Origin of the sequence: Psychrosphaera haliotis (assembly GCF_009728465.1) — a bacterium.
In the GTDB taxonomy this organism is placed as follows: Bacteria; Pseudomonadota; Gammaproteobacteria; order Enterobacterales; family Alteromonadaceae; genus Psychrosphaera; species Psychrosphaera haliotis.
Genome location: NZ_WOCD01000005.1, coordinates 455,227 through 477,439, shown reverse-complemented (window position 1 = coordinate 477,439; position 22,213 = coordinate 455,227). Strand labels below are relative to the sequence as shown.

General features: G+C 39.3%; 28 protein-coding genes. 11 read left to right on the top strand and 17 right to left on the bottom strand.

What is annotated here, in order from left to right:
• Positions 1 to 32: 32 nt before the first annotated feature.
• The 3 genes from GNP35_RS12825 to greB form a co-directional block, all read right to left on the bottom strand.
• Positions 33 to 983, bottom strand: a complete 951-nt coding sequence (locus tag GNP35_RS12825; RefSeq protein WP_196492520.1) for a GyrI-like domain-containing protein — start codon at positions 981 to 983, stop codon at positions 33 to 35.
• Positions 984 to 1,090: 107 nt separating this feature from the next.
• Positions 1,091 to 3,427, bottom strand: a complete 2,337-nt coding sequence (locus tag GNP35_RS12820; RefSeq protein WP_155696481.1) for a Tex family protein — start codon at positions 3,425 to 3,427, stop codon at positions 1,091 to 1,093.
• 25 nt (positions 3,428 to 3,452) lie between these two features.
• Positions 3,453 to 3,935 (bottom strand): transcription elongation factor GreB, encoded by a 483-nt coding sequence (greB, locus tag GNP35_RS12815; protein WP_155696480.1) that lies wholly within the window; start codon positions 3,933 to 3,935, stop codon positions 3,453 to 3,455.
• 189 nt (positions 3,936 to 4,124) lie between these two features.
• Here greB and GNP35_RS16385 point away from each other — a divergent pair, with 189 nt between their 5' ends.
• Complete coding sequence (locus tag GNP35_RS16385; protein ID WP_330997815.1) at positions 4,125 to 4,430, top strand: response regulator; 306 nt, start codon at positions 4,125 to 4,127, stop codon at positions 4,428 to 4,430.
• On the opposite strand, the gene GNP35_RS16380 is transcribed toward GNP35_RS16385, so the two are convergent.
• Entirely contained in the window at positions 4,431 to 4,604 is a 174-nt protein-coding gene (locus tag GNP35_RS16380; RefSeq protein WP_330997814.1) for a hypothetical protein, read from the bottom strand.
• On the opposite strand from GNP35_RS16380, the gene GNP35_RS16375 reads away from it, so the two are divergent.
• The 3 genes from GNP35_RS16375 to GNP35_RS12800 are packed head-to-tail and all read left to right on the top strand — an operon-like array spanning position 4,603 to position 6,439.
• Positions 4,603 to 4,845 (top strand): winged helix-turn-helix domain-containing protein, encoded by a 243-nt coding sequence (locus GNP35_RS16375; protein ID WP_330997813.1) that lies wholly within the window; start codon positions 4,603 to 4,605, stop codon positions 4,843 to 4,845. The genes GNP35_RS16380 and GNP35_RS16375 overlap by 2 nt on opposite strands.
• Positions 4,846 to 4,867: 22 nt before the next feature.
• On the top strand, positions 4,868 to 6,175 hold the full coding sequence (gene envZ, locus GNP35_RS12805) for a two-component system sensor histidine kinase EnvZ (RefSeq protein ID WP_155696479.1): 1,308 nt from the start codon (positions 4,868 to 4,870) through the stop codon (positions 6,173 to 6,175).
• Between the two features lie 18 nt (positions 6,176 to 6,193).
• A complete protein-coding gene (locus GNP35_RS12800; protein WP_155696478.1) occupies positions 6,194 to 6,439 on the top strand; it encodes a hypothetical protein in 246 nt (81 codons plus the stop codon).
• A 123-nt stretch (positions 6,440 to 6,562) separates the two neighbouring features.
• On the opposite strand, the gene GNP35_RS12795 is transcribed toward GNP35_RS12800, so the two are convergent.
• The 7 genes from GNP35_RS12795 to ccmA form a co-directional block, all read right to left on the bottom strand.
• The gene (locus GNP35_RS12795; RefSeq protein WP_155696477.1) at positions 6,563 to 7,129 is read right to left on the bottom strand and encodes a phosphoribosyltransferase; all 567 of its coding nucleotides are present in this window, start codon (positions 7,127 to 7,129) and stop codon (positions 6,563 to 6,565) included.
• 99 nt (positions 7,130 to 7,228) lie between these two features.
• Positions 7,229 to 7,825 (bottom strand): hypothetical protein, encoded by a 597-nt coding sequence (locus GNP35_RS12790; protein WP_196492519.1) that lies wholly within the window; start codon positions 7,823 to 7,825, stop codon positions 7,229 to 7,231.
• Between the two features lie 100 nt (positions 7,826 to 7,925).
• Positions 7,926 to 8,408 carry a cytochrome c maturation protein CcmE gene (gene ccmE / locus GNP35_RS12785; RefSeq protein ID WP_155696475.1) on the bottom strand — a complete coding sequence of 161 codons (483 nt, stop codon included), beginning with the start codon at positions 8,406 to 8,408 and terminating at the stop codon, positions 7,926 to 7,928.
• Between the two features lie 23 nt (positions 8,409 to 8,431).
• A complete protein-coding gene (gene ccmD / locus GNP35_RS12780) occupies positions 8,432 to 8,641 on the bottom strand; it encodes a heme exporter protein CcmD (RefSeq protein ID WP_155696474.1) in 210 nt (69 codons plus the stop codon).
• An 8-nt stretch (positions 8,642 to 8,649) separates the two neighbouring features.
• A complete protein-coding gene (locus tag GNP35_RS12775; RefSeq protein ID WP_155696473.1) occupies positions 8,650 to 9,393 on the bottom strand; it encodes a heme ABC transporter permease in 744 nt (247 codons plus the stop codon).
• Positions 9,394 to 10,086 (bottom strand): heme exporter protein CcmB, encoded by a 693-nt coding sequence (gene ccmB / locus GNP35_RS12770; protein WP_155696472.1) that lies wholly within the window; start codon positions 10,084 to 10,086, stop codon positions 9,394 to 9,396. It lies immediately after the preceding gene.
• 1 nt (position 10,087) lies between these two features.
• Positions 10,088 to 10,729, bottom strand: a complete 642-nt coding sequence (gene ccmA / locus GNP35_RS12765) for a cytochrome c biogenesis heme-transporting ATPase CcmA (RefSeq protein WP_155697142.1) — start codon at positions 10,727 to 10,729, stop codon at positions 10,088 to 10,090.
• Positions 10,730 to 10,863: 134 nt separating this feature from the next.
• On the opposite strand from ccmA, the gene GNP35_RS12760 reads away from it, so the two are divergent.
• A complete protein-coding gene (locus GNP35_RS12760) occupies positions 10,864 to 12,651 on the top strand; it encodes an ABCB family ABC transporter ATP-binding protein/permease (protein ID WP_155697141.1) in 1,788 nt (595 codons plus the stop codon).
• A 40-nt stretch (positions 12,652 to 12,691) separates the two neighbouring features.
• Here GNP35_RS12760 and GNP35_RS12755 read toward each other — a convergent pair whose 3' ends face one another.
• The 5 genes from GNP35_RS12755 to coaBC are packed head-to-tail and all read right to left on the bottom strand — an operon-like array spanning position 12,692 to position 16,607.
• Positions 12,692 to 13,048, bottom strand: coding sequence for a hypothetical protein (locus GNP35_RS12755; RefSeq protein ID WP_155696471.1), 357 nt, complete (start codon positions 13,046 to 13,048; stop codon positions 12,692 to 12,694).
• The gene (locus GNP35_RS12750; protein WP_155696470.1) at positions 13,045 to 13,977 is read right to left on the bottom strand and encodes an alpha/beta hydrolase; all 933 of its coding nucleotides are present in this window, start codon (positions 13,975 to 13,977) and stop codon (positions 13,045 to 13,047) included. The genes GNP35_RS12755 and GNP35_RS12750 overlap by 4 nt, the downstream gene beginning before the upstream one ends.
• Positions 13,978 to 13,998: 21 nt before the next feature.
• On the bottom strand, positions 13,999 to 14,739 hold the full coding sequence (locus tag GNP35_RS12745; protein WP_155696469.1) for a hypothetical protein: 741 nt from the start codon (positions 14,737 to 14,739) through the stop codon (positions 13,999 to 14,001).
• A gap of 41 nt (positions 14,740 to 14,780) precedes the next feature.
• Complete coding sequence (gene slmA / locus GNP35_RS12740) at positions 14,781 to 15,365, bottom strand: nucleoid occlusion factor SlmA (protein WP_155696468.1); 585 nt, start codon at positions 15,363 to 15,365, stop codon at positions 14,781 to 14,783.
• Positions 15,366 to 15,398: 33 nt separating this feature from the next.
• A complete protein-coding gene (coaBC, locus tag GNP35_RS12735) occupies positions 15,399 to 16,607 on the bottom strand; it encodes a bifunctional phosphopantothenoylcysteine decarboxylase/phosphopantothenate--cysteine ligase CoaBC (protein ID WP_155696467.1) in 1,209 nt (402 codons plus the stop codon).
• 127 nt (positions 16,608 to 16,734) lie between these two features.
• Here coaBC and radC point away from each other — a divergent pair, with 127 nt between their 5' ends.
• Positions 16,735 to 17,409: a RadC family protein gene (gene radC / locus GNP35_RS12730; RefSeq protein WP_155696466.1), complete on the top strand. Its 675-nt coding sequence runs from the start codon at positions 16,735 to 16,737 to the stop codon at positions 17,407 to 17,409.
• A 63-nt stretch (positions 17,410 to 17,472) separates the two neighbouring features.
• Here radC and GNP35_RS12725 read toward each other — a convergent pair whose 3' ends face one another.
• Entirely contained in the window at positions 17,473 to 18,564 is a 1,092-nt protein-coding gene (locus tag GNP35_RS12725) for a glycosyltransferase (RefSeq protein WP_196492518.1), read from the bottom strand.
• A 186-nt stretch (positions 18,565 to 18,750) separates the two neighbouring features.
• Between GNP35_RS12725 and GNP35_RS12720 the strand changes: the two genes are divergently transcribed.
• From GNP35_RS12720 to mutM, 5 genes are all read left to right on the top strand, one after another.
• A complete protein-coding gene (locus GNP35_RS12720; RefSeq protein ID WP_155696464.1) occupies positions 18,751 to 19,911 on the top strand; it encodes a capsular polysaccharide export protein, LipB/KpsS family in 1,161 nt (386 codons plus the stop codon).
• 364 nt (positions 19,912 to 20,275) lie between these two features.
• Positions 20,276 to 20,512 (top strand): 50S ribosomal protein L28, encoded by a 237-nt coding sequence (gene rpmB, locus GNP35_RS12715; RefSeq protein WP_155696463.1) that lies wholly within the window; start codon positions 20,276 to 20,278, stop codon positions 20,510 to 20,512.
• An 11-nt stretch (positions 20,513 to 20,523) separates the two neighbouring features.
• Complete coding sequence (rpmG, locus tag GNP35_RS12710; RefSeq protein WP_105050859.1) at positions 20,524 to 20,679, top strand: 50S ribosomal protein L33; 156 nt, start codon at positions 20,524 to 20,526, stop codon at positions 20,677 to 20,679.
• Positions 20,680 to 20,841: 162 nt separating this feature from the next.
• Positions 20,842 to 21,333 (top strand): hypothetical protein, encoded by a 492-nt coding sequence (locus GNP35_RS12705; RefSeq protein WP_155696462.1) that lies wholly within the window; start codon positions 20,842 to 20,844, stop codon positions 21,331 to 21,333.
• On the top strand, positions 21,326 to 22,135 hold the full coding sequence (mutM, locus tag GNP35_RS12700; RefSeq protein WP_155696461.1) for a bifunctional DNA-formamidopyrimidine glycosylase/DNA-(apurinic or apyrimidinic site) lyase: 810 nt from the start codon (positions 21,326 to 21,328) through the stop codon (positions 22,133 to 22,135). Before GNP35_RS12705 ends, mutM begins: the two co-directional genes overlap by 8 nt.
• Positions 22,136 to 22,213 lie beyond the last annotated feature (78 nt).

Sequence of the window (22,213 nt, the reverse complement as noted above, 5' to 3'; positions counted from 1 at the left end):
AATAATTATTTGGCTCTTTTAAAACAGTATACCTAGCTTTTTACAGGCAAAATAATACTAGTAAGCAATTCTTCTTCCGCTACGCTTTTAGGCGAGTTTCTATAAACCTCATAGTCTGCCACACCCTTTAGAGATTTTAACTTAGCATACTGCTGATAACCTTTTGCGGTTGCCCAGCCGTTAGACAAATAGTTGTAACTACCAGTATGATCAACTTGCAAACCGTCATGTTCTGGAATTTCGCCAAACACCATATTGGTAGGCACATCAAAGCTTGGTTTATTAAAATAAGCAAAGGCACCAGTTAATTCACATTCGCCAGTAACAAAGTCGAACTTGTGGGAAATAGTCACCATCATGTCTGGCAACGGAACCTTTTCGTCAATCAACTGCTGAAAGCAAGGTCCCATGACTTGTTTAATGTCTTCAATGTTGCACTTGTGCCTAAAGCCAACATAGTGAAAGCCTTTCTGCTTTTTAATGCCCTGTATTTCTACCGAAGACTGCACGCTACCGGTTTCAATATACTCTTGGAGCATATTAAGGCCACGATCGTAGTCAAAGCTTATAAATGCGATCATCATCTTTTTCATAAAGAATAAGAAGAATGGCAAGCTGCCTTGCATTAACCAGTTCACTTTTGTTGCTTCTTCTCCGCTTTCCGTAGTGATAGCTTCAAAGGTGAATTGAGTTTTGGATTTGCTTTTCCAAGGCTTGAAAAACTCGAGGTCATAACTTAGTTGTTTATCTGCAATAACCTCAGTTAATATCATTTGGCCTGAACCAATTCGCTCGCCATCCCAGTGCTGTTTGTGGTTCTCTTTGCTAGGCTCGCCAGTAACGGTAACCGGACAGCTAGGCTCTTGAATGATCCACGGAGACCAGGCATTCCACTGGTTAAAATCGCCAACAATTGCCATCACTTCACTAACAGGTCGATTGACGGTAATTGAACGCGTCAACGAAAATCCAATTGAAAACATACTGACTCCACTTTTTATTTTATTATCAGAGCGCATTTATCAGTAAGATGAGCGCTTAGCGAATAACTAATTGTTAATATTTTGTCTAACTATTATCTATTTGTGAATTACTTTTTTTTGGCATTCGCAAAGGCGTCAGCAAAAGCACTGTTAACCATGCCACCAAATGCCCCATTGTTTTGTTTATTCTGCTTTTGCGCCGGTGCTTTTTTCTGTTGAGTTCTATTTTCTGTTGGCGCTTTTTTATTGGCGTTTACTGGTTTAGGTTGTTCCTCTAAACGCATCGTTAAACTAATTCGCTTTCTGTTAACGTCAACTTCCAACACTTTTACTTTTACAATATCGCCTGCTTTTACAACTTCTGACGGATCTGCAACAAACTTATCTGTAAGTGATGAAATATGCACAAGACCATCTTGGTGAACACCTATATCTACAAAGGCTCCAAAATTAGTAACGTTAGTGATCACACCTTCTAAAATCATACTAGGCTGTAAGTCACTAACTTTCTCAACGCCTTCCTTAAAGGTTGCCGTCTTAAATTCAGGTCGAGGATCTCGGCCAGGCTTTTCAAGTTCTTTTACAATGTCTTTAATGGTCAATAAACCAAAAGAATCGTTTATATAGTCGTTTGCATTTAAAGATGTTAAGAAGGCGTGGTTTGCAATGATATCATCAACGGCACGGTTATGGGTTTCTATTATATTTTTAACGACAGGGTAAGCCTCCGGGTGAACCGATGAAGCATCCAATGGGTTATCGCCATTCGCTATTTTTAAGAAACCAGCACATTGCTCAAATGCCTTTGGCCCTAAGCGCTCCACTTTTTTGAGTTCTTTACGGTTATTAAAGCGACCATGTTCGTCTCGGAATTTTACAATGTTGTTAGCGAGTGTTTTGTTTAGACCAGAAACTCGCGTAAGTAATGGCACTGATGCTGTGTTCAAATCTACGCCTACGGCATTAACACAGTCTTCTACTACTGCTTCTAAGCTTTTTGATAATAAATTTTGACTAACATCGTGTTGATATTGGCCAACACCAATAGACTTAGGCTCTACTTTAACTAGTTCTGCTAGAGGGTCTTGTAAACGGCGAGCGATAGATACCGCGCCACGAATAGATACGTCTAAGTCTGGGAATTCATTGGCAGCAAATTCACTCGCTGAATATACTGATGCACCCGCTTCGCTCACCATGATTTTAGTTAAGTTCAGCTCATTGGCTTTCTTAATAACCTCAGCGGCCAGTTTATCTGTCTCTCTTGAAGCTGTACCGTTGCCAATAGCAATCAATTCAGCTTTGTGCGTGCGAGCTAAATGCTCAATAGTACGTATAGACTTGTCCCAATGGTTTTGAGGCTCATGTGGGAAAATGGTCGCGGTATCTAAAAGCTTACCTGTCTTATCAACAACGGCAATTTTACAGCCGGTTCTAAATCCAGGGTCAATACCAATGGTCGTTTTGGCACCAGCAGGCGCCGCCATTAATAAATCACTTAGGTTTTTAGCAAATACACGAATGGCTTCTACTTCTGCCTTTTCGCGCAGTTCGGTCATTAATTCATTTTCTACAGACAAAGATATCTTTATTTTCCAAGCCCACTGAACAATGGTTTTTAACCATTTATCCGCTGGTTTTTGATTAAAGTTTAAATCAAAGTGGTGAGCAATAATGGCTTCACAATGTGACTCACGAACTGGCGCTTCCGCACCTGGGTCTGCATTTAGTGTTAGTTGTAATACGCCTTCATTACGACCTCTTAACATTGCCAATAAGCGGTGCGATGGCACTTTAGTGGCGAGCTCTGAATGTTCAAAGTAGTCTTGAAACTTTGCACCTTCTTTTTCTTTGCCCGCAATAACTTTACTTTCAAGGTGGCCATTTTTACGTACGGTACGACGAATCTTATTCAGTAAGTCTGCTTCTTCCGCAATACGCTCCATCAAAATGAACTTAGCGCCGTCTAGTGCCGCTTTCTCATCGGTAATAGTGTCGTTAAAGTACTTAGTCGCTTCTGCTTCAGGGGTAAGCATTGGGTTATTAAACAGGTCATTGGCCAGTGGTTCTAGACCTTGTTCTTTGGCAATTTCACCTTTTGTACGACGCTTTGGTTTGTAAGGTAGGTATAGGTCTTCTAAGCGAGTTTTGTTATCGGCGGCTAATAATTTAGTTTTTAATTCTGGAGTTAACTTGTCTTGTTCAGTAATACTTTTAATTATAACGGCACGTCGGTCTTCAAGCTCTCTTAGATAGCTCAATCGACTGTCCAAGTTACGAAGTTGAGTGTCGTCTAGTCCGCCGGTTTTTTCTTTACGATAACGAGCAATAAACGGAACAGTGGAACCTTCATCAAGCAAGGCTACTGCGGCCGCAACTTGTTCAGATTTAACGGCTAGTTCTTCTGAAATTTGATTGATAATCTGGGTGTTAACTACAGTCATAAAAATTTTATTCCAACAACTTCATTTAATTTGGTTTGGCAGGGTATGCGATAGTATTGATAATCCATACTTTCTTGCCGCTTGGGGTGTTCACTTCAAACTCATCATCTACCGATCGTTTTAGACACGCGCGTGCCATTGGAGAGTCAATGGAGATGTAATCTTTGCGGCCATATATTTCATCAGGGCCAACAATTCTGAAAGTTAAAAGCTCTTCTTGTTCGTTTTCGATTTCAACTAATGCGCCAAAAAACACTTTGCCTTCTTGCTGAGGGGAATAATCAACAATTTGAAGGTCTTCAAGTCGTTTTCTTAAAAAACGGATGCGTCGATCTATTTGCCTAAGCAATCGCTTGTTTTCTTTGTAATCTGCATTTTCTGAGCGGTCACCAAGGCTCGCTGCCCAAGTAACTTTTTTGGTGACTTCCGGTCGGGTTACCCGCCATAACGTATCCAATTCGGCTTGCAGCGCAAGGTATCCTTCGCGAGTAACTAAGTTTGTATTCATAGAGTTCAAGTTAGTTTCGATTAGTTGATCATTGTAGCAAGATTATTTAAATCAAGGCTACAACAAACGGTTTTTGGTACGTTTTATACACAACTGACAAACTTTGTAACAACCAAGTTGGCTTGGTGCTTTGGCAATCCATGCATTTTACTTTATATTCGGACTTGTTATAGGCACATAGGATTTGAAATGGAACAGGAAACGACAAAAATATTAGTAGTAGATGACGACATGCGTCTGCGCAGCTTATTAGAGCGCTACTTACTGGAACAAGGTTTTATTGTAAGAAGTGCAGCGAATAGCGAGCAAATGGATAGACTACTAGAGCGTGAAAATTTCCATCTATTGGTGTTAGACCTAATGTTGCCTGGTGAAGATGGTTTGTCTATTTGTCGCCGTTTACGCCAAAACGAAAATGAAATTCCAATTGTGATGCTAACGGCTAAAGGTGATGAAGTTGACCGCATTATTGGCTTAGAAACTGGGCGCCGATGATTATTTACCAAAGCCATTTAATCCAAGAGAGTTATTAGCAAGAATTAAAGCAATACTACGTCGTAAATCCAAAGAGCTGCCAGGTGCTCCGTCTACGGAAGAAGAAGAAGTAAGCTTTGGTGACTTTACCTTAAACTTAGCAACTCGCGAGATGCGTAGTGGCGATAAAATCATGCCATTAACCAGTGGTGAGTTTGCGGTATTAAAAGCCTTAATTAATCACGCCCGTGAACCTCTGTCGCGAGACAAGTTAATGAACATGGCTAGAGGTCGAGATTACTCAGCGCTTGAACGTAGTATTGACGTACAGGTGAGTAGGCTTAGAAAGATGATTGAAGAAGATCATACTAAACCTCGTTATATTCAAACAGTTTGGGGTGTGGGATACGTTTTCATACCGGATGGTAAAGGTTAGTGATATTTTTAAAGGGGCTTAAATGAGATTGTTACCGCGCAGCGCATTTGGCCAAACGGTTTTTCTTTTAGGCTTTGTACTATTAGTAAACCAAGTGGTGTCGTATTACAGCGTTGCGTTATATGTCATTAAGCCTAGCTATCAGCAAATAAATAATTTACTGGCTAAACAAATTAAAGTGCTCTTTATTGCTGATGACCGTGACTTCATTATTAGCGCAGACTTATCTAAAAAATACTTAGAAGCCACCGATATCAATATTCTAAATGAGCGTCAGGCTATTGAGAATGGCCTAAATGACGCGGAATATTATCAACACTTTTCTTCACAAATGTCCGAACAACTTGGTGGTCCTGCGGAAGTTAGAATATCCCAAGGGGATATGTTTTATGTTTGGATAAGACCACCTCAGGCTCCTCATATTTGGGTCAAAGTTCCCTTAGACGGTTTTCAAAAGAAAGATTTATCACCACTACTCATTTACCTGATTGCAATAGGTGTGCTCAGTGTTGCTGGTGGTTGGTTATTTGCGCGTCACTTAAATCGCCCTATGCAATCCTTAAAACTAGCGGCTGAACAGGTTGGTAAAGGTGAGTTTCCACCGGAAATAAAAGCACAAGGCTCAGAAGAAGTCGTGGCGGTAACACAAGCCTTTAACCATATGTCTAGCGGTATTCAGCAGTTGGAAAAAGACAGAAGCTTTTTAATGGCGGGTGTATCACATGACTTGAGAACGCCATTAACTCGAATTCGCCTGGCAACAGAGATGATGTCACAAACCGAGCAATTTCTTCGAGAAGGCATTATCAAAGATATCGAAGACATGAATGCGATTATTGATCAGTTCATGGAATATATTCGTCATCATAAAATGGAAGAGTTGGAGTTTTATCAAATTAACTGTTTAATCTCTGACGTTTGTGAAGCGGAAGAGGTCAACAGACCACGAAGTTTTGAATTGGAGCTAGATGATAGCCTGCCAGCAATCACCATCAGGCCGGTGGCAATTAAACGTGCCATTTCTAATTTAGTGGAAAATGCGTTACGGTATTCATCTGACGAAATAGTCGTCAGTTCTTATTTAGAAGAAGATAAGCAGCACATAAGCTTTGAAGTTTCTGATAAAGGGCCGGGCATACCAGAGCAAGATATGAAACGCTTGTTTGAACCTTTCACCCAAGGCGACTCAGCTCGAGGCGTGGAAGGAAGTGGTTTAGGCTTAGCTATTATTAAAAAGATAATAGATATGCACAACGGTAACATTGTCTTAATTAACAGAAAAGAAGGTGGTTTGACGGCTAAAGTTACACTACCAGTCAACATTAAATAGCATCAAGGAGTATTGGTTATGTCACAACAAGGTTCTGCTGGGAACGTTATTGCCGCTTTGTGCAATGTCTTTTTTCCAGGCTTAGGTTTTTTAGTTCAAGGTCGAATTTTAGCTGCTATCGTGACAGCAATGCTAGTGTTCGGTGGTTATGCGTTGTTTTGGTTAGTTGTACCAGCAATTATTGGCGGACTTATCCACTTGTGGTCAATTATTAATGCCGCTACGTTTAAAGGTGACAGAGTGATTGTGGTTCGAGACGAATAAGTTTTTAGAAGAATCGTTTTTATTAAAAATAATTGTTTAAAAAAATAGTTGTTTTAGACGAATCATAACGACTGTTCAGCAACTCTTATTTATATCGAGTTGCGGAACAGTCATCTATCGTATTTACTCTTTTGTAAATAGGTGTGCAATTTCCGCTAGGTCACTTTTACCCGACTGCAACTCTTCTTGCGTTAAGCCTGAGAGCTCATGTGGAAATACAAGCCACTCTTCACTTTCCTGAACAAAGTAGTCAGGCACAATATCCACTTTAGAATTTGTTGGTTTGTACCAAGGGCACGCAATTCTAATATCTGACGGCGTATTAAGCCTAGATAGGCTTTTGATCTGCTTTATCAACGCTTCAATACTTCTGCCGGTATCAAATACATCATCTACAATAAGCAAACTGTCGCTTGCGTTCGCATTTTCAATTAGATAGTGCAAACCATGTACTTTTATTTCTTTCGATTGCTTACCAATGCCATAGTAAGAGGATGTACGGACGGCAATATGGTCTGTTTCAACCTCTTTAAAGTCAAAAAACTCTTGAACCGCGATACCTATTGGTGCACCGCCGCGCCAAATACCAATAATGAAGTCAGGGCGAAAACCATCTTCATACACTTGGTGTGCTAGTTTAAAAGAATCAACTAATAATTCTTGAGAGGTAATGTATTTTTTATCTGTCATTAGTAATGCCTAGCGTAAAAATTAAATCTGAGTATAGGTTAGTTTTCATTAGAAAGAGATCGTTGAGTATGTGATTCTAATGCGCGCTTTGTGTAATCGTCAAAGGCATCGGCCTCGAGTTCTTCCATAGAAACCGCTATCACTAATATCCGTATTTAAAGCCTCTGAAGAGTCAGAGTTATCTTTGGTCAATTCTGCTTCTACATGCATTTTAATTGTGAAGTCAATTTTGTCATTTAGGGTGTCTACAATTTTAGGAGCACGGTCGGAATAAAACTGTGCGTTATATTGTGTAGGCACTTTAGGAAGGCGCTGTGCAACATTATTTAATGCCTCAATAAGGTCTTCTTTGACACTAAATGGAGCCGCTTTTAGCTTATTGATCGCACTATCAAGTTTGTTCATCAACTCGTAAAAATGACTGCAATTTATTTCATTTACGGTTTGAAAAACAAAATAGTTATTGGCAAGCATAATAAATGGCTGCTTTTGCTGCGGGTTTAGCCAGCCTTCTTTTTGTATGGTTTGAAGAAGATCTCTAAACTCACGCTGTCTAATCCTGCAGTTGTGAGCAATTCGCTTTTGCTTAAGCTCTTTCTGCTTCAGCTCTTGGTAGCGAGAATAGATAATTATCGCAATAAATACGATGGCAACAACCAGTAATGTGGCCAAAAACCACAATGCCACGGTAATCATCCCAGACCTCCAAAATCCATCATTTTTTCTTATTATTTATTGTTATTATTTATATTTTAAATACTTTTCAGTGCCTTAACACACTTGTACCATTCTATTACTAATATTGGTACTTTTCTTTAGTTATTGATTGGTCAGAAATTTCCTGTGGCATGTAATTTTCGTCATGCTTAGCTAATACTTCACTTGCTAAAACGCTGCCGTTTGGTTGCAAAGTTCCATTGGCTACAATGCCTTGCTCTTCTCTAAATAAATCTGGAAGAATGCCACTGTAAGTCACGGTAACCGTTGGGTCTGTGTCATTAAAGACTAACGGTGTCGCCATGTCTACAAGGTCAAAACTAACTTTCAGGCTAGTAGGGTCACGCTTTACTGAACCAGGTACAACAATGCCACCAATTCTTAAACGTTGTCCGGCTTCTGGTTTGATACCGGTTTCTACTTTGCCAAAATGTATTTCAGACGGTTTGTAAAATAAATCAATATTCTGGCTCAACGCATAAAGAACCAAACCAGAAATTGCACTAAAGCCAATAAGCAATGTGATAACTATAGTGAGTCTTTTTTTTCTGCGAGGATTCATTTCTTTCTACTACCTTTTAAATTCTAACGATGATTATTCTGTTGTTGAGCAGCCAGCTTTTGCTTTTGTTCGGTAACAATGCGCTTTGCTATGTCACTCTTTGCGCGCTTTAGTGCGGACTTACTTTGTAATACTAATGTCAACAAAGCAATCAACCCAAAACCAAAAGACAACCAAACAAAAAAGCCATATCCGCCCATATCTAAAAATGCGGTGATACTATCAAATTGCATAATGACTCCTACTTAGCTTGCTCAAGCATTAAGTTTTTTACCCAAGGGCGACTGCTATTACGAAGTAAAATTTCCGTTTTAAATCGTATACAGGTAACCGTAGCGACAAAAAATGCAAACCCAAGAAAGCAAACTACAAATGGCCAAAACATTTCTAAGCTCATTGCAGGTTTGCCCAACTTGCTTACTGTTGCGCCTTGGTGAAGGGTATTCCACCACTCCACTGAATATTTAATAATAGGCAGATTAATAACGCCAACTAAAGCAATAATTGACGCAGCTTTACCTGCCATTTGCTTGTCTTCAAAGGCGTTGTTTATCGCGATAACGCCAAGATATAAAAACAGTAACACCAACTCAGAGGTTAAACGCGCATCCCAGACCCACCAAGTGCCCCACATAGGTTTTCCCCATGCTGCGCCGGTAAACAATGCGATAGCTGTAAATACTGCGCCAACAGGCGCTAGAGCTGCAACGGCAGCATCTGATAGCTTTAATTGCCAAACCATGCCACATAGTGCAGCGATGGCCATACCTAAATAAATACCCATCGATAAACTTGCCGCAGGTACATGTAGATAAAAAATTCTGAAACTGTCGCCTTGTTGATAGTCAGCTGGCGCAAAAAGCAGTGCCCAAACTAAACCTATAGTTAGTAAAGAGCCACTTAACCAGCCAAACCAAGGGATAACTCGGTCACTAAGGTGGTAAGTTGTTTCAGGGTTTGCGTATGGATGTAACCATTTCCACATTTAATTCGTACTCACTTTTAAAGCTGATGTAATTGCAAAAGGGGTTAATGTTAATGCACCCACTAGTAATGCGCCAATAATAGCAAGTTGACCACCATAGGGTAAACCATATGACGCTGCGTCAATTGCACTAGTGGCGAATATTAGTACAGGAATATAGAGAGGTAGAATAATCAAGCTCAATAAAACACCGCCTTTTTTTAGCCCTACCGTCAATGCCGCACCAATTGCACCAATAAAACTTAGTACGGGAGTACCTAATAAAAGGGTCCAAAAAGTCGCTAAAAAACTCTCAGTCGGCAAATTAAGCATACCTGCAAGGACAGGCGCAGTAATGATCAACGGAATACCAGTTAAAATCCAATGGGCAATAACTTTTGCGAGGACCCAAATAAAACTAGGGTAAGGGCTCAATAAAAGTTGCTCTAGCGCACCGTCTTGATAATCAGATTTAAACATTCGGTCTAACGATAACAAGGTCGCTAAAAGTGCCGATACCCAAATAATACCAGGTGCTATTTTAGCTAAGGTTTGTGGCTCTGGACCTATTCCAAGCGGAAATAAGGTGATGATAATAATAAAAAACAGTAATGGATTAAGCACATCGTCGCGGTGACGAAGCGCAATTTTTAAATCTCGGCTCAATACCAACTTAAATAAGTTGAAGTAGGAAAGTACGTTACCTTGTTCCATATTAAAACCGATAATCCAATTCTAGGCGTGACACTCTGTTGCTCGGAAGATTTAATTCTTGGTGAGTTGTCAATATAACGCAACCGCCATTATTGGCATGTTCTAGTATTTTTTGCTCAATAGCTTCAACCCCTTTTGCATCGATTGCGGTAAAGGGTTCGTCTAAAATCCAAACTTTAGCATTACTTTGCCACAACTGAGCCAGTGCGATACGCCTATTCTGGCCAGCACTTAATTGGCCAGCTAATGACTGTTCAAACGCCAGTAAACCAACATCTGCTAACAATGCTTCAGCGTCGCTGTTACCATAGCCATGCAGAGATAGTTGAAACTCTAGGTTTTCCTGGGCGGTTAATTCACTTTTAACACCAGGTAAGTGGCCCAAATAAAGTAGGTTTTGTCGGTATAGTTCAAGTTGTTCATTGATATTATTCTGATCAAACTCAATAGTGCCTTCGTAAGGCTGAGCTAATCCAGCTAAAATTCTAAGTAAGCTTGTTTTTCCGGCACCGTTAGGCCCCGCCACTTGGATAATATCTCCACGGCGAAACTGAACGTTTAGATCTTCAAACAATATGCGGTCTTGTTTAATACAAGTGAGTTGCTTGGTTTCTAAATAAATTTGTGCACTTAAACTTTGCAAAGCAATAAATAAACTAATGAATTCAATTGTGTTGTTATTCTCCCACGGCAATTAAAAATTGCCAATATATACTTACCGATAAACGGACAACACTTTAATACACATCAAACAAAATAGGGCTAATTGTGAGAAAAATGCGAAACGTGACAGACCAACCTAATGCTGAGTTTAGTTGGCGAAGCCTTACTGCGCTAGTGCCATACCTGTTGGAACATAAGGTTAGGGTATTTCTTGCATTATCTTGTTTAGTGCTAGCTAAAGTTGCCAGCGTTGGTTTGCCTTTTGTACTAAAAAACTTAGTGGATACGTTAAATGCGAAAGACTCAGTAGAGCCTGCGTTAGCCATTCTTGCCGTGCCAGTTGCTTTAGTTGTTGCATACGGAGCCATACGCTTTTTAAATGTCATTTTAGGTGAAGTCAGAGATACTTTGTTTGGGCGAGTTACAGAACGGGCTATGCGTAAAGTGGGGCTTAAAGTTTTTAATCACTTACATAAACTAGAGTTAGATTTTCACTTAAATCGTCAAACGGGTGGCCTATCTCGAGACATGGAGCGGGGCATCAGTGGTATCAGCTTTTTGATGCGATTTATGGTCTTTAATATTGTTCCAATTTTATTAGAAATTCTTTTTGTTGTCGGTATTTTCTTTACTAAATACGGCTGGGACTTTGCGGTCATTACGTTATCGGCCATCGTTTTATATATTGGCTTTACCGCTTACGCAACAGAATGGCGTACTCGCTACATAAGAGCCGCTAATGAAGCTGACTCACAAAGTAATACCAGAGCCATTGATAGTCTATTAAATTACGAAACGGTTAAGTATTTTAACAATGAAAAATATGAAGCAAATCGTTATGACGAAGATTTAGAAAAGTGGGAATCTGCAAGGCGAAGTAACCGCTTAACCTTATTTGGACTAAACAGCGGGCAAGCGCTCATTGTTGCAACTGCCATGACTTGCATGTTGATGTTAGCCGCTCAAGGTGTAGTGGATAAAAGCATGACAATTGGTGACTTTGTGTTAATCAATGCCTTTATGATGCAACTGTTTATGCCTCTTAACTTTCTTGGCTTTGTGTACAGAGAAATCAAAGGGTCACTCGCCAATATTGAAAAAATGTTTTTGTTGTTAGAGCGAAAAGAGCAAATCACTGATAACCAAGACGCCACTGATTTAACCATTAAACAGCCAAGCATTGAATTTAGAAATGTAGACTTTGCCTACAACAAAGAAAGACCTATTTTACAAGACGTCAGCTTTACAATTCATCCAAAGCAAAAAGTAGCGGTGGTTGGATCTAGCGGCGCGGGCAAGTCTACCTTAGTTAAAGTCTTGTTTCGTTTTTACGATGTAAATAACGGCCAAGTCTTCATTGACGGTCAAGATACAAAAACCGTGACTCAAACATCGCTTAGAGAAAATATAGGAATTGTGCCGCAGGATACTGTGTTATTTAACGATACTATTTTTGAGAACATTCGTTATGGCAAACCAACTGCAACCGATGACGAAGTGTGGAAGGCCATAAAAATGGCGCATTTAAACGACTTTGTTAATTCCTTACCTGACGGTAAAGACTCAAAAGTAGGTGAGCGCGGATTAAAGCTGTCTGGCGGTGAAAAACAGCGAGTCGCCATTGCTAGAGTTTTATTAAAAGCGCCCTCAATTTTGGTATTTGACGAAGCTACTTCTTCGTTAGATTCAGGCTCGGAGCAAGCAATATTAAAGTCGTTGAGAGAGATTGCAGAAGGTCATACATCTTTGGTGATTGCGCATCGCTTATCAACCATTGTTGATGCTGATCAAATTGTTGTAATGGAGCAGGGCAGAGTGGTTGAAGTGGGCAATCATAAAACATTATTAGAAGCTGAAGGGCGTTATTACCATTTGTGGAAAATGCAAAACGACAAGCTTTAAGCTTGTCGTTATTGATATTTGTATTGAAGTTATTTAAAGCTTAAGCAACATGAGTCGCAGACTCCATGCTTTTGCGGCGCTTTTTAAAAAAGTTGATCATAAAAGTAGGATATAAAAAATAACCTTTATTACGTGAAATTTTTTTTATCAGTAAATACAAAGTCAGCATCATTAAGTACAGTACGTAAACTCCACCAATACCCGACGCAGCGCTTAGTGCAAATAAGTTATCGAGTTTGAATAACAGTAATAAAATGACACAAATACACCACATCTTGTGGAATTCAATACCAGGGTACGAGTGAAACTCAAAATACTTTAGCTTGTTATAATAGAGGTTTCCGTATTTGTCCCCTACATATTCCTTATGGGTTGACTGTCGGTATTGACGTTTCACTCTTGTTCCTCGTTACCAAACATAAACATCAGTGGCAGGTGGATTCTACTCGCCCATGACACTTCGTCATGTTTGTGGCCCGGGAAAAACTCTGTCTTCCATAAATCATTTGGATAGGATGCGGCAAAGATTGCATCGATACGCTTTTGCAACGGAGGATATACCGCGTCTAAAGTTTGATCGCCCAAGTCAAAATACACTTTATGGCCATCTAACTTGTTTATATTTTTTCGTATGTAGTCTTCAAACCCTTTTGGAAACGGATTGTCCACATCGTACATACCAGGCCAATGTGTCGACATAGCAATCGCACCGCCAAACACATCAGGTCTTTCTAGTAATGCATACCATGACATTAAGCCGCCCATGCTAGAGCCGCCAACAAAACGATGTGCTGGTCCAGAATGAACATTAAAGTTTTTCTCAATGAATGGCACGACTTCATTAGCTAAAAAACGAACGTAATTATCGCCGTAAAAGAAGTCACCTATAGGCGCAAAGGACTTTGACTGAAATGCCAGCCTAGTTTTTATAATTGTTCTGTCTAAAAGGGAAAGCTCTCGGTATACCTTTTCAGGGAAGTACTCAGGGTAACGCTTTTTACCCGCGTTCCAAATGCCAACCACAATAAAAGGTCTAACCTTTCCCTCTTTCATCAGCTTAGCTGCCGCTTCATCCACTTTCCATTCTTGGTTATTCCAAGTGTCAGATGAATCAAATAACATGTTGCCGTCGTGCATGTACAAAACGTCATATTTTTGGTCGTATGAATAATCTTCAGGTAACCAAACATCAATAGTTCGGCTTGATATAAATTCAGAATGAAAATCTTCAAAGCGTTTGATAACACCACTTGAAGGAATAGCAGATGGGTCGGCTTTGACCGCAAAAGTCATTAACAACACTATGTAAAATATTAGCTTTTTCATTAAAACTCCGTCTCTAAAAAACTATGAATTAATAGAATAAGATGCTTTGTGTTTTTGTGAATATAAAATTGGAATTAACTGATCCATATGTCTGTATGATTCTAGTGTACTCTTAAACCAGTCGTCTAAAAGTCTTGATGGATAAACCTTGTTAAACAAATAGAAATTAGCAAAACCACCTATTATTGGTACGTTCATGCCCATACTACCGTTTATTTGTATAGAGGTGCCATTTTTATTCGCAGTATATTTGTATTCTATACTTCCAATAGCATAACCAGCATGCAGAACGTCAAGCGTTAGGCCTTCGTCGCCAAAAGAGCGAATTTTATATCGCATTTGCCATTGCTCATCGTCAAAGCTGGATTGTTCTTGAAAGACAACTCCGTGTAAAAGGCGGTTATTTTGGGGCTCAGGCGAAGTGACAATAAAAAGATTACTGAGGGTTCGAGGTTGCGCAAGCTTAAACCAAGGTAAGCTTTGACCATTAAAGGTTAGCTTATTTTGAATTTGATTTTGATAAAACCAATGTAGCATTCTAGGTGTTACATTTATCAATTCTGATGTGGCGCTAAATTGATAGTGACCATTTGTAGACTTTTGTAGCTTCTGCGGCCTTAAACTCTCGTTTAATTCCGTCGATTTTAACACCCATGGATGTGCCATTACCGGCACGCTATCAAAGGTAGCTTGGGGTTTTAACCATAAGCCTGCTAGCAATAGTACTAGCAGGTAACCTGAAAATTTTAAAAAGTACTGCATAATAAGCTTTTTTATTTTTATTATTGCTTATAAGAAGGATCCTACCAGAACATCTTTAAGCCTTGCCACTGTGTATCGAACCCGTCCATTGGGCTACGAGTGAATCCTGAACGTACAAACTGATTCATTTTACCTTCGGTGTAAGCTAACAATAAATTAGCTAAAGCAGCGTCGTCAATTGGAAAGCTTTTGCCTTCACGAAGTTTACGCTCTCGTAAAACTTGCTTAAATTGTGTTTCAAGTTTCTCGAACAAAGACACAACACGTTCCCTTAATCGGTCATGCTCACCTAAAAGTGCATCACCAGTTAAAATAGCAGTAATGCCACGATTCATTTCTGCGAAACCAAGAATTAGCTTCATGATATTCTGAATGCGACCTTCCGTTGTTTTGTCTTTTTCTAAAATAACGTTAATACGGCTTAATAAAGTGTTTTCTATAAATTCAATTAACCCTTCATACATTCTCGCTTTGCTTGGAAAATGTCGATATAACGCAGCTTCAGAAACACCGACTTTCTCGGCTAGTTTAGCTGTTGTAATCCTTTGCCCCGCGTGGCTTTCTAACATCTCAGCAAGACATTGTAGAATTTGCTCTTTACGGTTACCCTTTTTAGCTGCAGGCATACTTCCCCTCGGCGCACATTGATAATTTAATGATTAAACTTTATTTAACTGCTCAAACACGACGTCTAATAAATCATAAGACAGGTGTTTTTTGGAATTCAGAGGTAAGTCCTTACTTCCATCATTCCAGTATACTTTTAACGCATTATTGTCAGAATTAAACCCTTGACCAGATACGGATACATCATTTGCACAGATCATATCTAGGTTCTTTTTGGTAAGTTTCCCTAATGCATATTTTTCTACCTCTTGTGTTTCGGCCGCAAAACCGATTACAAAAGGTCTATTTTTATTTAGTGCTGCTACATCAGCAACGATATCTGGATTTTTCACCATAGTGACGGTCATGTCGTCATCATTCTTTTTTATTTTCTGGTCGGCACAAATTTCAGGTCGATAATCGGCAACAGCGGCACAAGCAATAAATACATCTGACTGTTGTGCTAATTCTAACGCTGCGTTATGCATTTCTCGGGCACTTTGAACATCATAACGAAGCGTATCTCTTGGTGTTGAAAGAGAAACCGGACCAGCAATTAGATTTACTTTTGCGCCTAGCTCTGCCGCAGCTTCAGCAATGGCAAAGCCCATTTTTCCGCTTGAATGATTTGAGATATATCTAACTGGGTCAATTGATTCGCGAGTTGGACCTGCGGTAATTGTGATTGTTTTACCAGCTAATATTTTTGTATTTGATTTGAACATTGAAACGGTGCGTTCAACAATTTCACTTGGCTCAATCATGCGGCCTGCACCTACATCTCCACAAGCTTGTCCACCAACAGCGGGTCCCCAAATATGGACTCCACGAGAGGACAATACTGATAAGTTTTCTTTGGTAGCTGCATGGGCATACATTTGTTGGTTCATGGCTGGGCAAACAACAACTGGGGCTGGAGTGGCAAGTAATAGCGTACTTGCTAAATTATTGGCTAAACCTGCTCTCATGGTTGCCAGCATATCGGCCGATGCAGGACTAACAATAACTAGGTCTGCCCACTTGGCAAATTCAATATGACCCATTGCCGCTTCTGCGTTTGGATCTAACAAATCTTCAGCAACTGGTTCGCCACTAACTGCCTGCAAGGTCAAAGGGGTGATAAAAGCTTTACCGCCAGAAGTTAAGACCACTTTTACTTCAGCGCCTCGCTCTTTTATTCGGCGAATATATTCCGGCATTTTATAGGCAGCAATTCCGCCACTGATAATTAATAAAATGCGTTTATGGTTCAGTTCTGACATATATCGGTCGCTTTGAGTGGTTGTTAACCTAAAGCAGGCTATATTTTATATTCAAATTAGGTGCTTACTTTATCGGTTTTGAAACCATTTCACCATAAAAAACTCACATCAATGGCAAGGAGGCAAAATGTCGATACAACAATGGCGATTATCCGACCGACCAAGAGAAAAATTACTCAATCAAGGAGCTAGTTCATTATCCGATGCAGAGCTTTTAGCAATATTTTTTAGAACTGGCATATCGGGAATGGATGCCGTTAGTTTGGCTAACCATACGCTTCATGAATTTGGTTCACTCAATGCATTACTAAGCGCTAACGTTGAACAATTTACTGCAATTAAAGGCATGGGGCAGGCTAAGTTTGTGCAACTTCAAGCCGTTTTGGAACTCTCAAATCGATATTTTAGTGAGGTAATGAAGCGCGATACATTATTAGATTCGCCACAGGCGGTTCGCATTTATTTACATAGGTTATTAAGAGATGAGCCTTATGAGCAGTTTGTACTGGTGCACTTGGATAATCAACATCGTGTTATTAAAAGTGAGGTATTGTTTAAGGGCACGATTGACTCTGCAGCCGTTTACCCAAGAGTGGTTGTAGATACAGTAATTAAACACAATACAGCCGCTGTTATTTTTGCGCACAATCATCCATCAGGCATTAGTGAGCCAAGCCAATCGGATATTAGGTTAACGGAAAGATTAAAAGACGCGCTGTTACTCATTGACGTGAGGACTCTAGACCATTTCATTATTGGTAATGAAGAAGTGGTGAGCTTTGCTGAAAGAGGATTGATCTAACTTTTTGAATCACAGAAACGTCGCAAAAAAATTAACAATAAACGACGCCCCTTATTACTAGTTTTATTTTATGAGTTCTAAATACTTTTGTGTTGCTTGTTCAAGTCCAAATTTTTCACTCACTTCATTGATATCTATTGTGGGAGGTGACTTCAGTACTTGATTTATTTTATCCGCTAGCGCTTTATGATCGCCGGTTGGCACTAAAAAGTCAGCAAGGTTACCGGTTAAAATTTCATTAGGGCCAAAGTCACAGTCTGTGCTCACAACAGGTGTACCGCATATAAGGCTATCGATCAGGTTCATCCCTAAACCTTCAAAGTCTGAACTTGATACTAAAGCTTTCGCATTTTTAATCCAAACATAAGGGTTGTCTTGGAACTGTGGCGTAATTACTCTGTCAGCGACACCATAACGTTTTGCAAGTTTGAGTGCCTTAGGTATATTTTTACACAGCAATACTAGTTTTATATCCGGGACTAATCTCAACGCTTTAAAAAGAATGTCATGACGCTTCTGTTTTACAACTCGACCTGCGTGAATAAGGTAAGGTTCATTAGGGATGTCAGGGTTTGTTGCTTCAGAAGCGGTTACAATCTCAGCTTTATTAATCGGATTATAAATTGTAGTTACGCTAGCTGGTTTTATAAGCTTTCCAGATAGTGCTTCTTGAGCTACGCCTTCACTTACAGCAACAATATGTTTGTTGTTATAAGCTTTCTTCTGCCTCAGCTTTCTGAATAACTTTAACGGGCCCAACTTACCTTCTCTTTTAATTTCTTGGGCCATGGCATTATGCAAAACGTAGTAAATGTTTTTAAATGAACATAGATTTGCAACTTGGCAAGAAGGGTCAAGGTTAGCCAAGTGAAGATTAAATTTACCGACACTTTTTTCCGTTTGTAAGACAAGTTGCTGCATGTCTCTTGCTGTTTGCTTTAACCGACCCGTCGAAGTACTTTTACGATGGCAGGTGGTTTCGTACAAAACGCTATAATTTAAACTCTTATCCGTATATTCAATACGAGGCTCTAAGATAAAAAAGTGAACATAATGACCTTGATACTGCATTTGTCGCGCTAACGTTATCATTACCTTCTCAGCGCCGCCGCCGCCAAGGCTATCAATAAATATGGCAATGTTTCGTTTTGTCATTAATGTCATCTTGTTAGGATTTAGAGTTAAGCGGAAGAAATTTGAAGCATCATAATATCGTAAAACGCCTAGAATATAACGGAAATATTAAAAAAAGCTTGTTTACGTCGATCATCTCCTTAGAATCTTATTCTAATGATGAGTAAAAGAACTCTTTTTTTAGGTTAGGTTGTTTAAATTAGGTATATGAAAAAAATTAAATATTTGTTTATATCGCGGGTATCGTCTCATTATCGCTACTATCGTAAGCTTACGAAATTCTTAGGCGATGAGGCTCACCTACAAAAACTAAAGTTTTTCGCTTTTCCTCGACCATCATTTTTCTCACAAGTTAATGACCTTGATTTAGATGACCTAGTTAATGTACATGTTGAAAGAAAGAAAGTTAGGCACCCAATTCTAAATACTAACCCTATATTGCTAGGTGCTATTACTCGTTACTATCGTTTTATTGAAAAGTGCAGAGCAAGTTACTATTTTAGCTATTTCTCTAGTCATGATATCGATACTGTCATTGTCTGGAATGGCATGAAGCAACCAAATAAAACACCTTATGAAGTCGCCAAAGCATGCGGTATCAAAACTCAATTGTTTGAAAACGGGTTGCTTCCAAATACAACAGTACTTGATCCAAAAGGTGTGAACGCTTTAAATTCAATGCCTAGAGATGCAAACTTCTATTTAAACTGGGACTCAGGCTCCACTGAAAAAAGTGAGTTGTCGTCTAATTTAGTGAAAAGAGCACCACATAAGAATCGGAAATCTGATGATGCCCAAGTGACATTGCCAGAACGATTTATCTTTGTTCCATTTCAAGTGCCGAATGACACCCAGATTGTTTGTCACTCACCATGGATTAAATCAATGGAAGCTTTTTACGAAGAACTCGAAAAAGCAGTTAGCTTTATGGATTCGGACGTAAAGTTTGTCGTTAAAGAACATCCATCTTGGCCGCGCTCATTTGTAGATTTACACCATAAAAATCCACAAATTATTTTTGCAAATAACAATGAAACGTCATCACTCATTCAAGAGTCCGAAGCTGTACTAACAATAAACTCAACTGTAGGTATTGAAGCATTATTGTTGAACAAAAAAGTGATCACGTTAGGCAATACCTTTTTAAATATTCAAGGTCTGGTAAAGCACTGCCAATCGCCCAAAGAGTTAGCAGATGCGATCACTGAACTTAAGATCTGGAACTTTGATCCTATTTTACGTGTTCAGTTCTTAGATTATTTAGCCAATGAATATTTAATCAAACAAAGTTGGAATAACTTATCTAACGAGCAAGAGCATTTTAGAGAAGTAAAAGCTAGGCTGGAAACTCCTTACCAAGTTGATTAGTACTTTATTAGGAGAACAGTGAAAGATCTCGTTGTTCATCTAGGTTTTCGTTTAAATATCCGTTAGTTAAAGTGGCGAAGTGAATTTAATTTGAAATGAAGCCAGTAAAAGTGATCTTTTCTTTGTACTGTTGCCGAAAAAAAAGTAGAATACGCGCCACTAAATTAGTCACTCTGACGTTATATTTTCCAGATTTTGATTGTAAAAAGACCAATATCGAGTTTTTCGAGGTGCGAACACGAATTAACTTGATCTTTAGCGTCAAATTCTGTATAAATTGCGCCCTTTCAAATGCCCGGGCAAATAATTAGCCGTAAGGGTTAATTAGATTGGCGTCAGAATTTAAGTTTTGGAGTAAATTGACATGTCAAAAGTGTGCCAAGTAACTGGCAAGCGTCCTACAGTTGGTAACAACCGTTCACACGCTCGCAATGCTACACGACGTCGTTTCTTGCCTAACCTACAAACTCACCGTTTTTGGGTTGAAAGTGAGAAGCGTTTCGTTAAATTACGTTTATCTACTAAAGGTATGCGTATCATCGATAAAAATGGTATTGATTCAGTGCTTGCAGATATGCGTGCAGCTGGTCAAAAGGTTTAAGGAACTAAATCATGCGTGATAAAATTCGTTTAGTTTCAACGGCTGGAACTGGTTATTTTTATACAACTGATAAAAATAAGAAGTTAATGCCTGAAAAGATGGAAATCAAAAAATTTGATCCAAAGATCCGTAAGCACGTGATCTTCAAAGAAGCTAAAATTAAGTAAGCTTTAAATTGATTCTATTGAAACTTTTGCAAAAGTTTTAAAAACCCAGCCAAGTGCTGGGTTTTTTGTATCTTCAAATCCCTCATTCACAGCTTTTCCTTAATTTTCTTCCTATAAGTTGCTAATCTTTAAGAATCTTATTTAAAAAGAAGAATCAATCTTATGCGTCTTTCTCAAAAAGGCTGGAACAACGTTCTTATTTTCGCCTGTTTATTTATGATTATTCTGTTTAACTACACGAGTAATATGTTTGCTACAAACTCAGAAAAAATGGCTGTTGAGCCTTTGGTGCCAAACTCTAAGCTAGTGCAAGCTATCGACTTTAGTGGTATTGAAATTCAAAGGTTAGGGGCGAGTTGGCGAGTGTTAAGTAAAATCCCTACAGCGACTATCTCCAATCCTGAGGAATACGTAGACACATGGGTTCAACAACCTCTTGAGCAAATTGAGTCAGTGCCTTTAGTTTTAGACAGCGCGGTGTCATTGCCTGTTGTAGTTTGGTTAGCGGGTAACGAAGAGGGTTTAATTTTTGAATTTGTCATCGATCACCAAGAGCAGTCCGTATACGTACAAAACAAAATGACGGGAAATTGGTATGCGTTAAAGTATTCGATGCTACCTCAGTTTATCCCAAGAGAGCTTTTAGATGCCTGAATTACCAGAAGTAGAAGTCAGTCGGCTAGGTATATCACCTCACATTACCGACCAAAAAATATCAAAAGTGATAATCCGCAACCCTAACTTGCGTTGGCCGGTTCCCGATGATGTGAAAAGCGCAGAAGGACAAGTGGTTGACTCAGTGAGTCGAAGGGCTAAATACCTGTTATTAAATACCAAAGTAGGTAGTATTATTTTGCACTTGGGAATGTCAGGTAATTTGCGAGTCGTTGATAAGTCGGTACCATTATTAAAGCACGATCATATTGATATTGAATTTGGCAATGGCGCGGTACTTAGATTAAACGATGCTCGTCGTTTTGGAGCTTGTTTATGGCAGGCGCCAGACACACAGCATGAATTAATGGGAAAACTTGGCCCTGAGCCATTAACCGACGACTTTACAGATATTCATTTGTTCGAAAAATCCAGAAACAAACAAGTTGCTGTGAAGAACTTTATAATGGACAACCATGTTGTGGTTGGCGTAGGTAATATTTATGCCAACGAAAGTTTGTTTAAGGCTGGTATACATCCCAATCGGGCGGCAGGGAAGATATCGAAAAAACGATATGAAGTTCTTACTCAACATATTAAAGAGACTTTGGCGAACGCCATAAAGCAAGGCGGAACAACGCTTAAAGACTTTATACAAACCGACGGTAAACCGGGCTATTTTGCGCAAGAACTTTTAGTTTATGGGCGCAGCGGCGAAGCGTGTGTAAAGTGTGACCAAAAGCTAAAAGAAATAAGATTAGGACAGCGCAGTACCGTATTTTGCGGGCATTGCCAACGATAACTAAGTGGGAAACGATGGAATTTTTAAATACGCTACAAGCTACTTTTAACGAAGGTAAAACAAAACCTCTGTCATGGC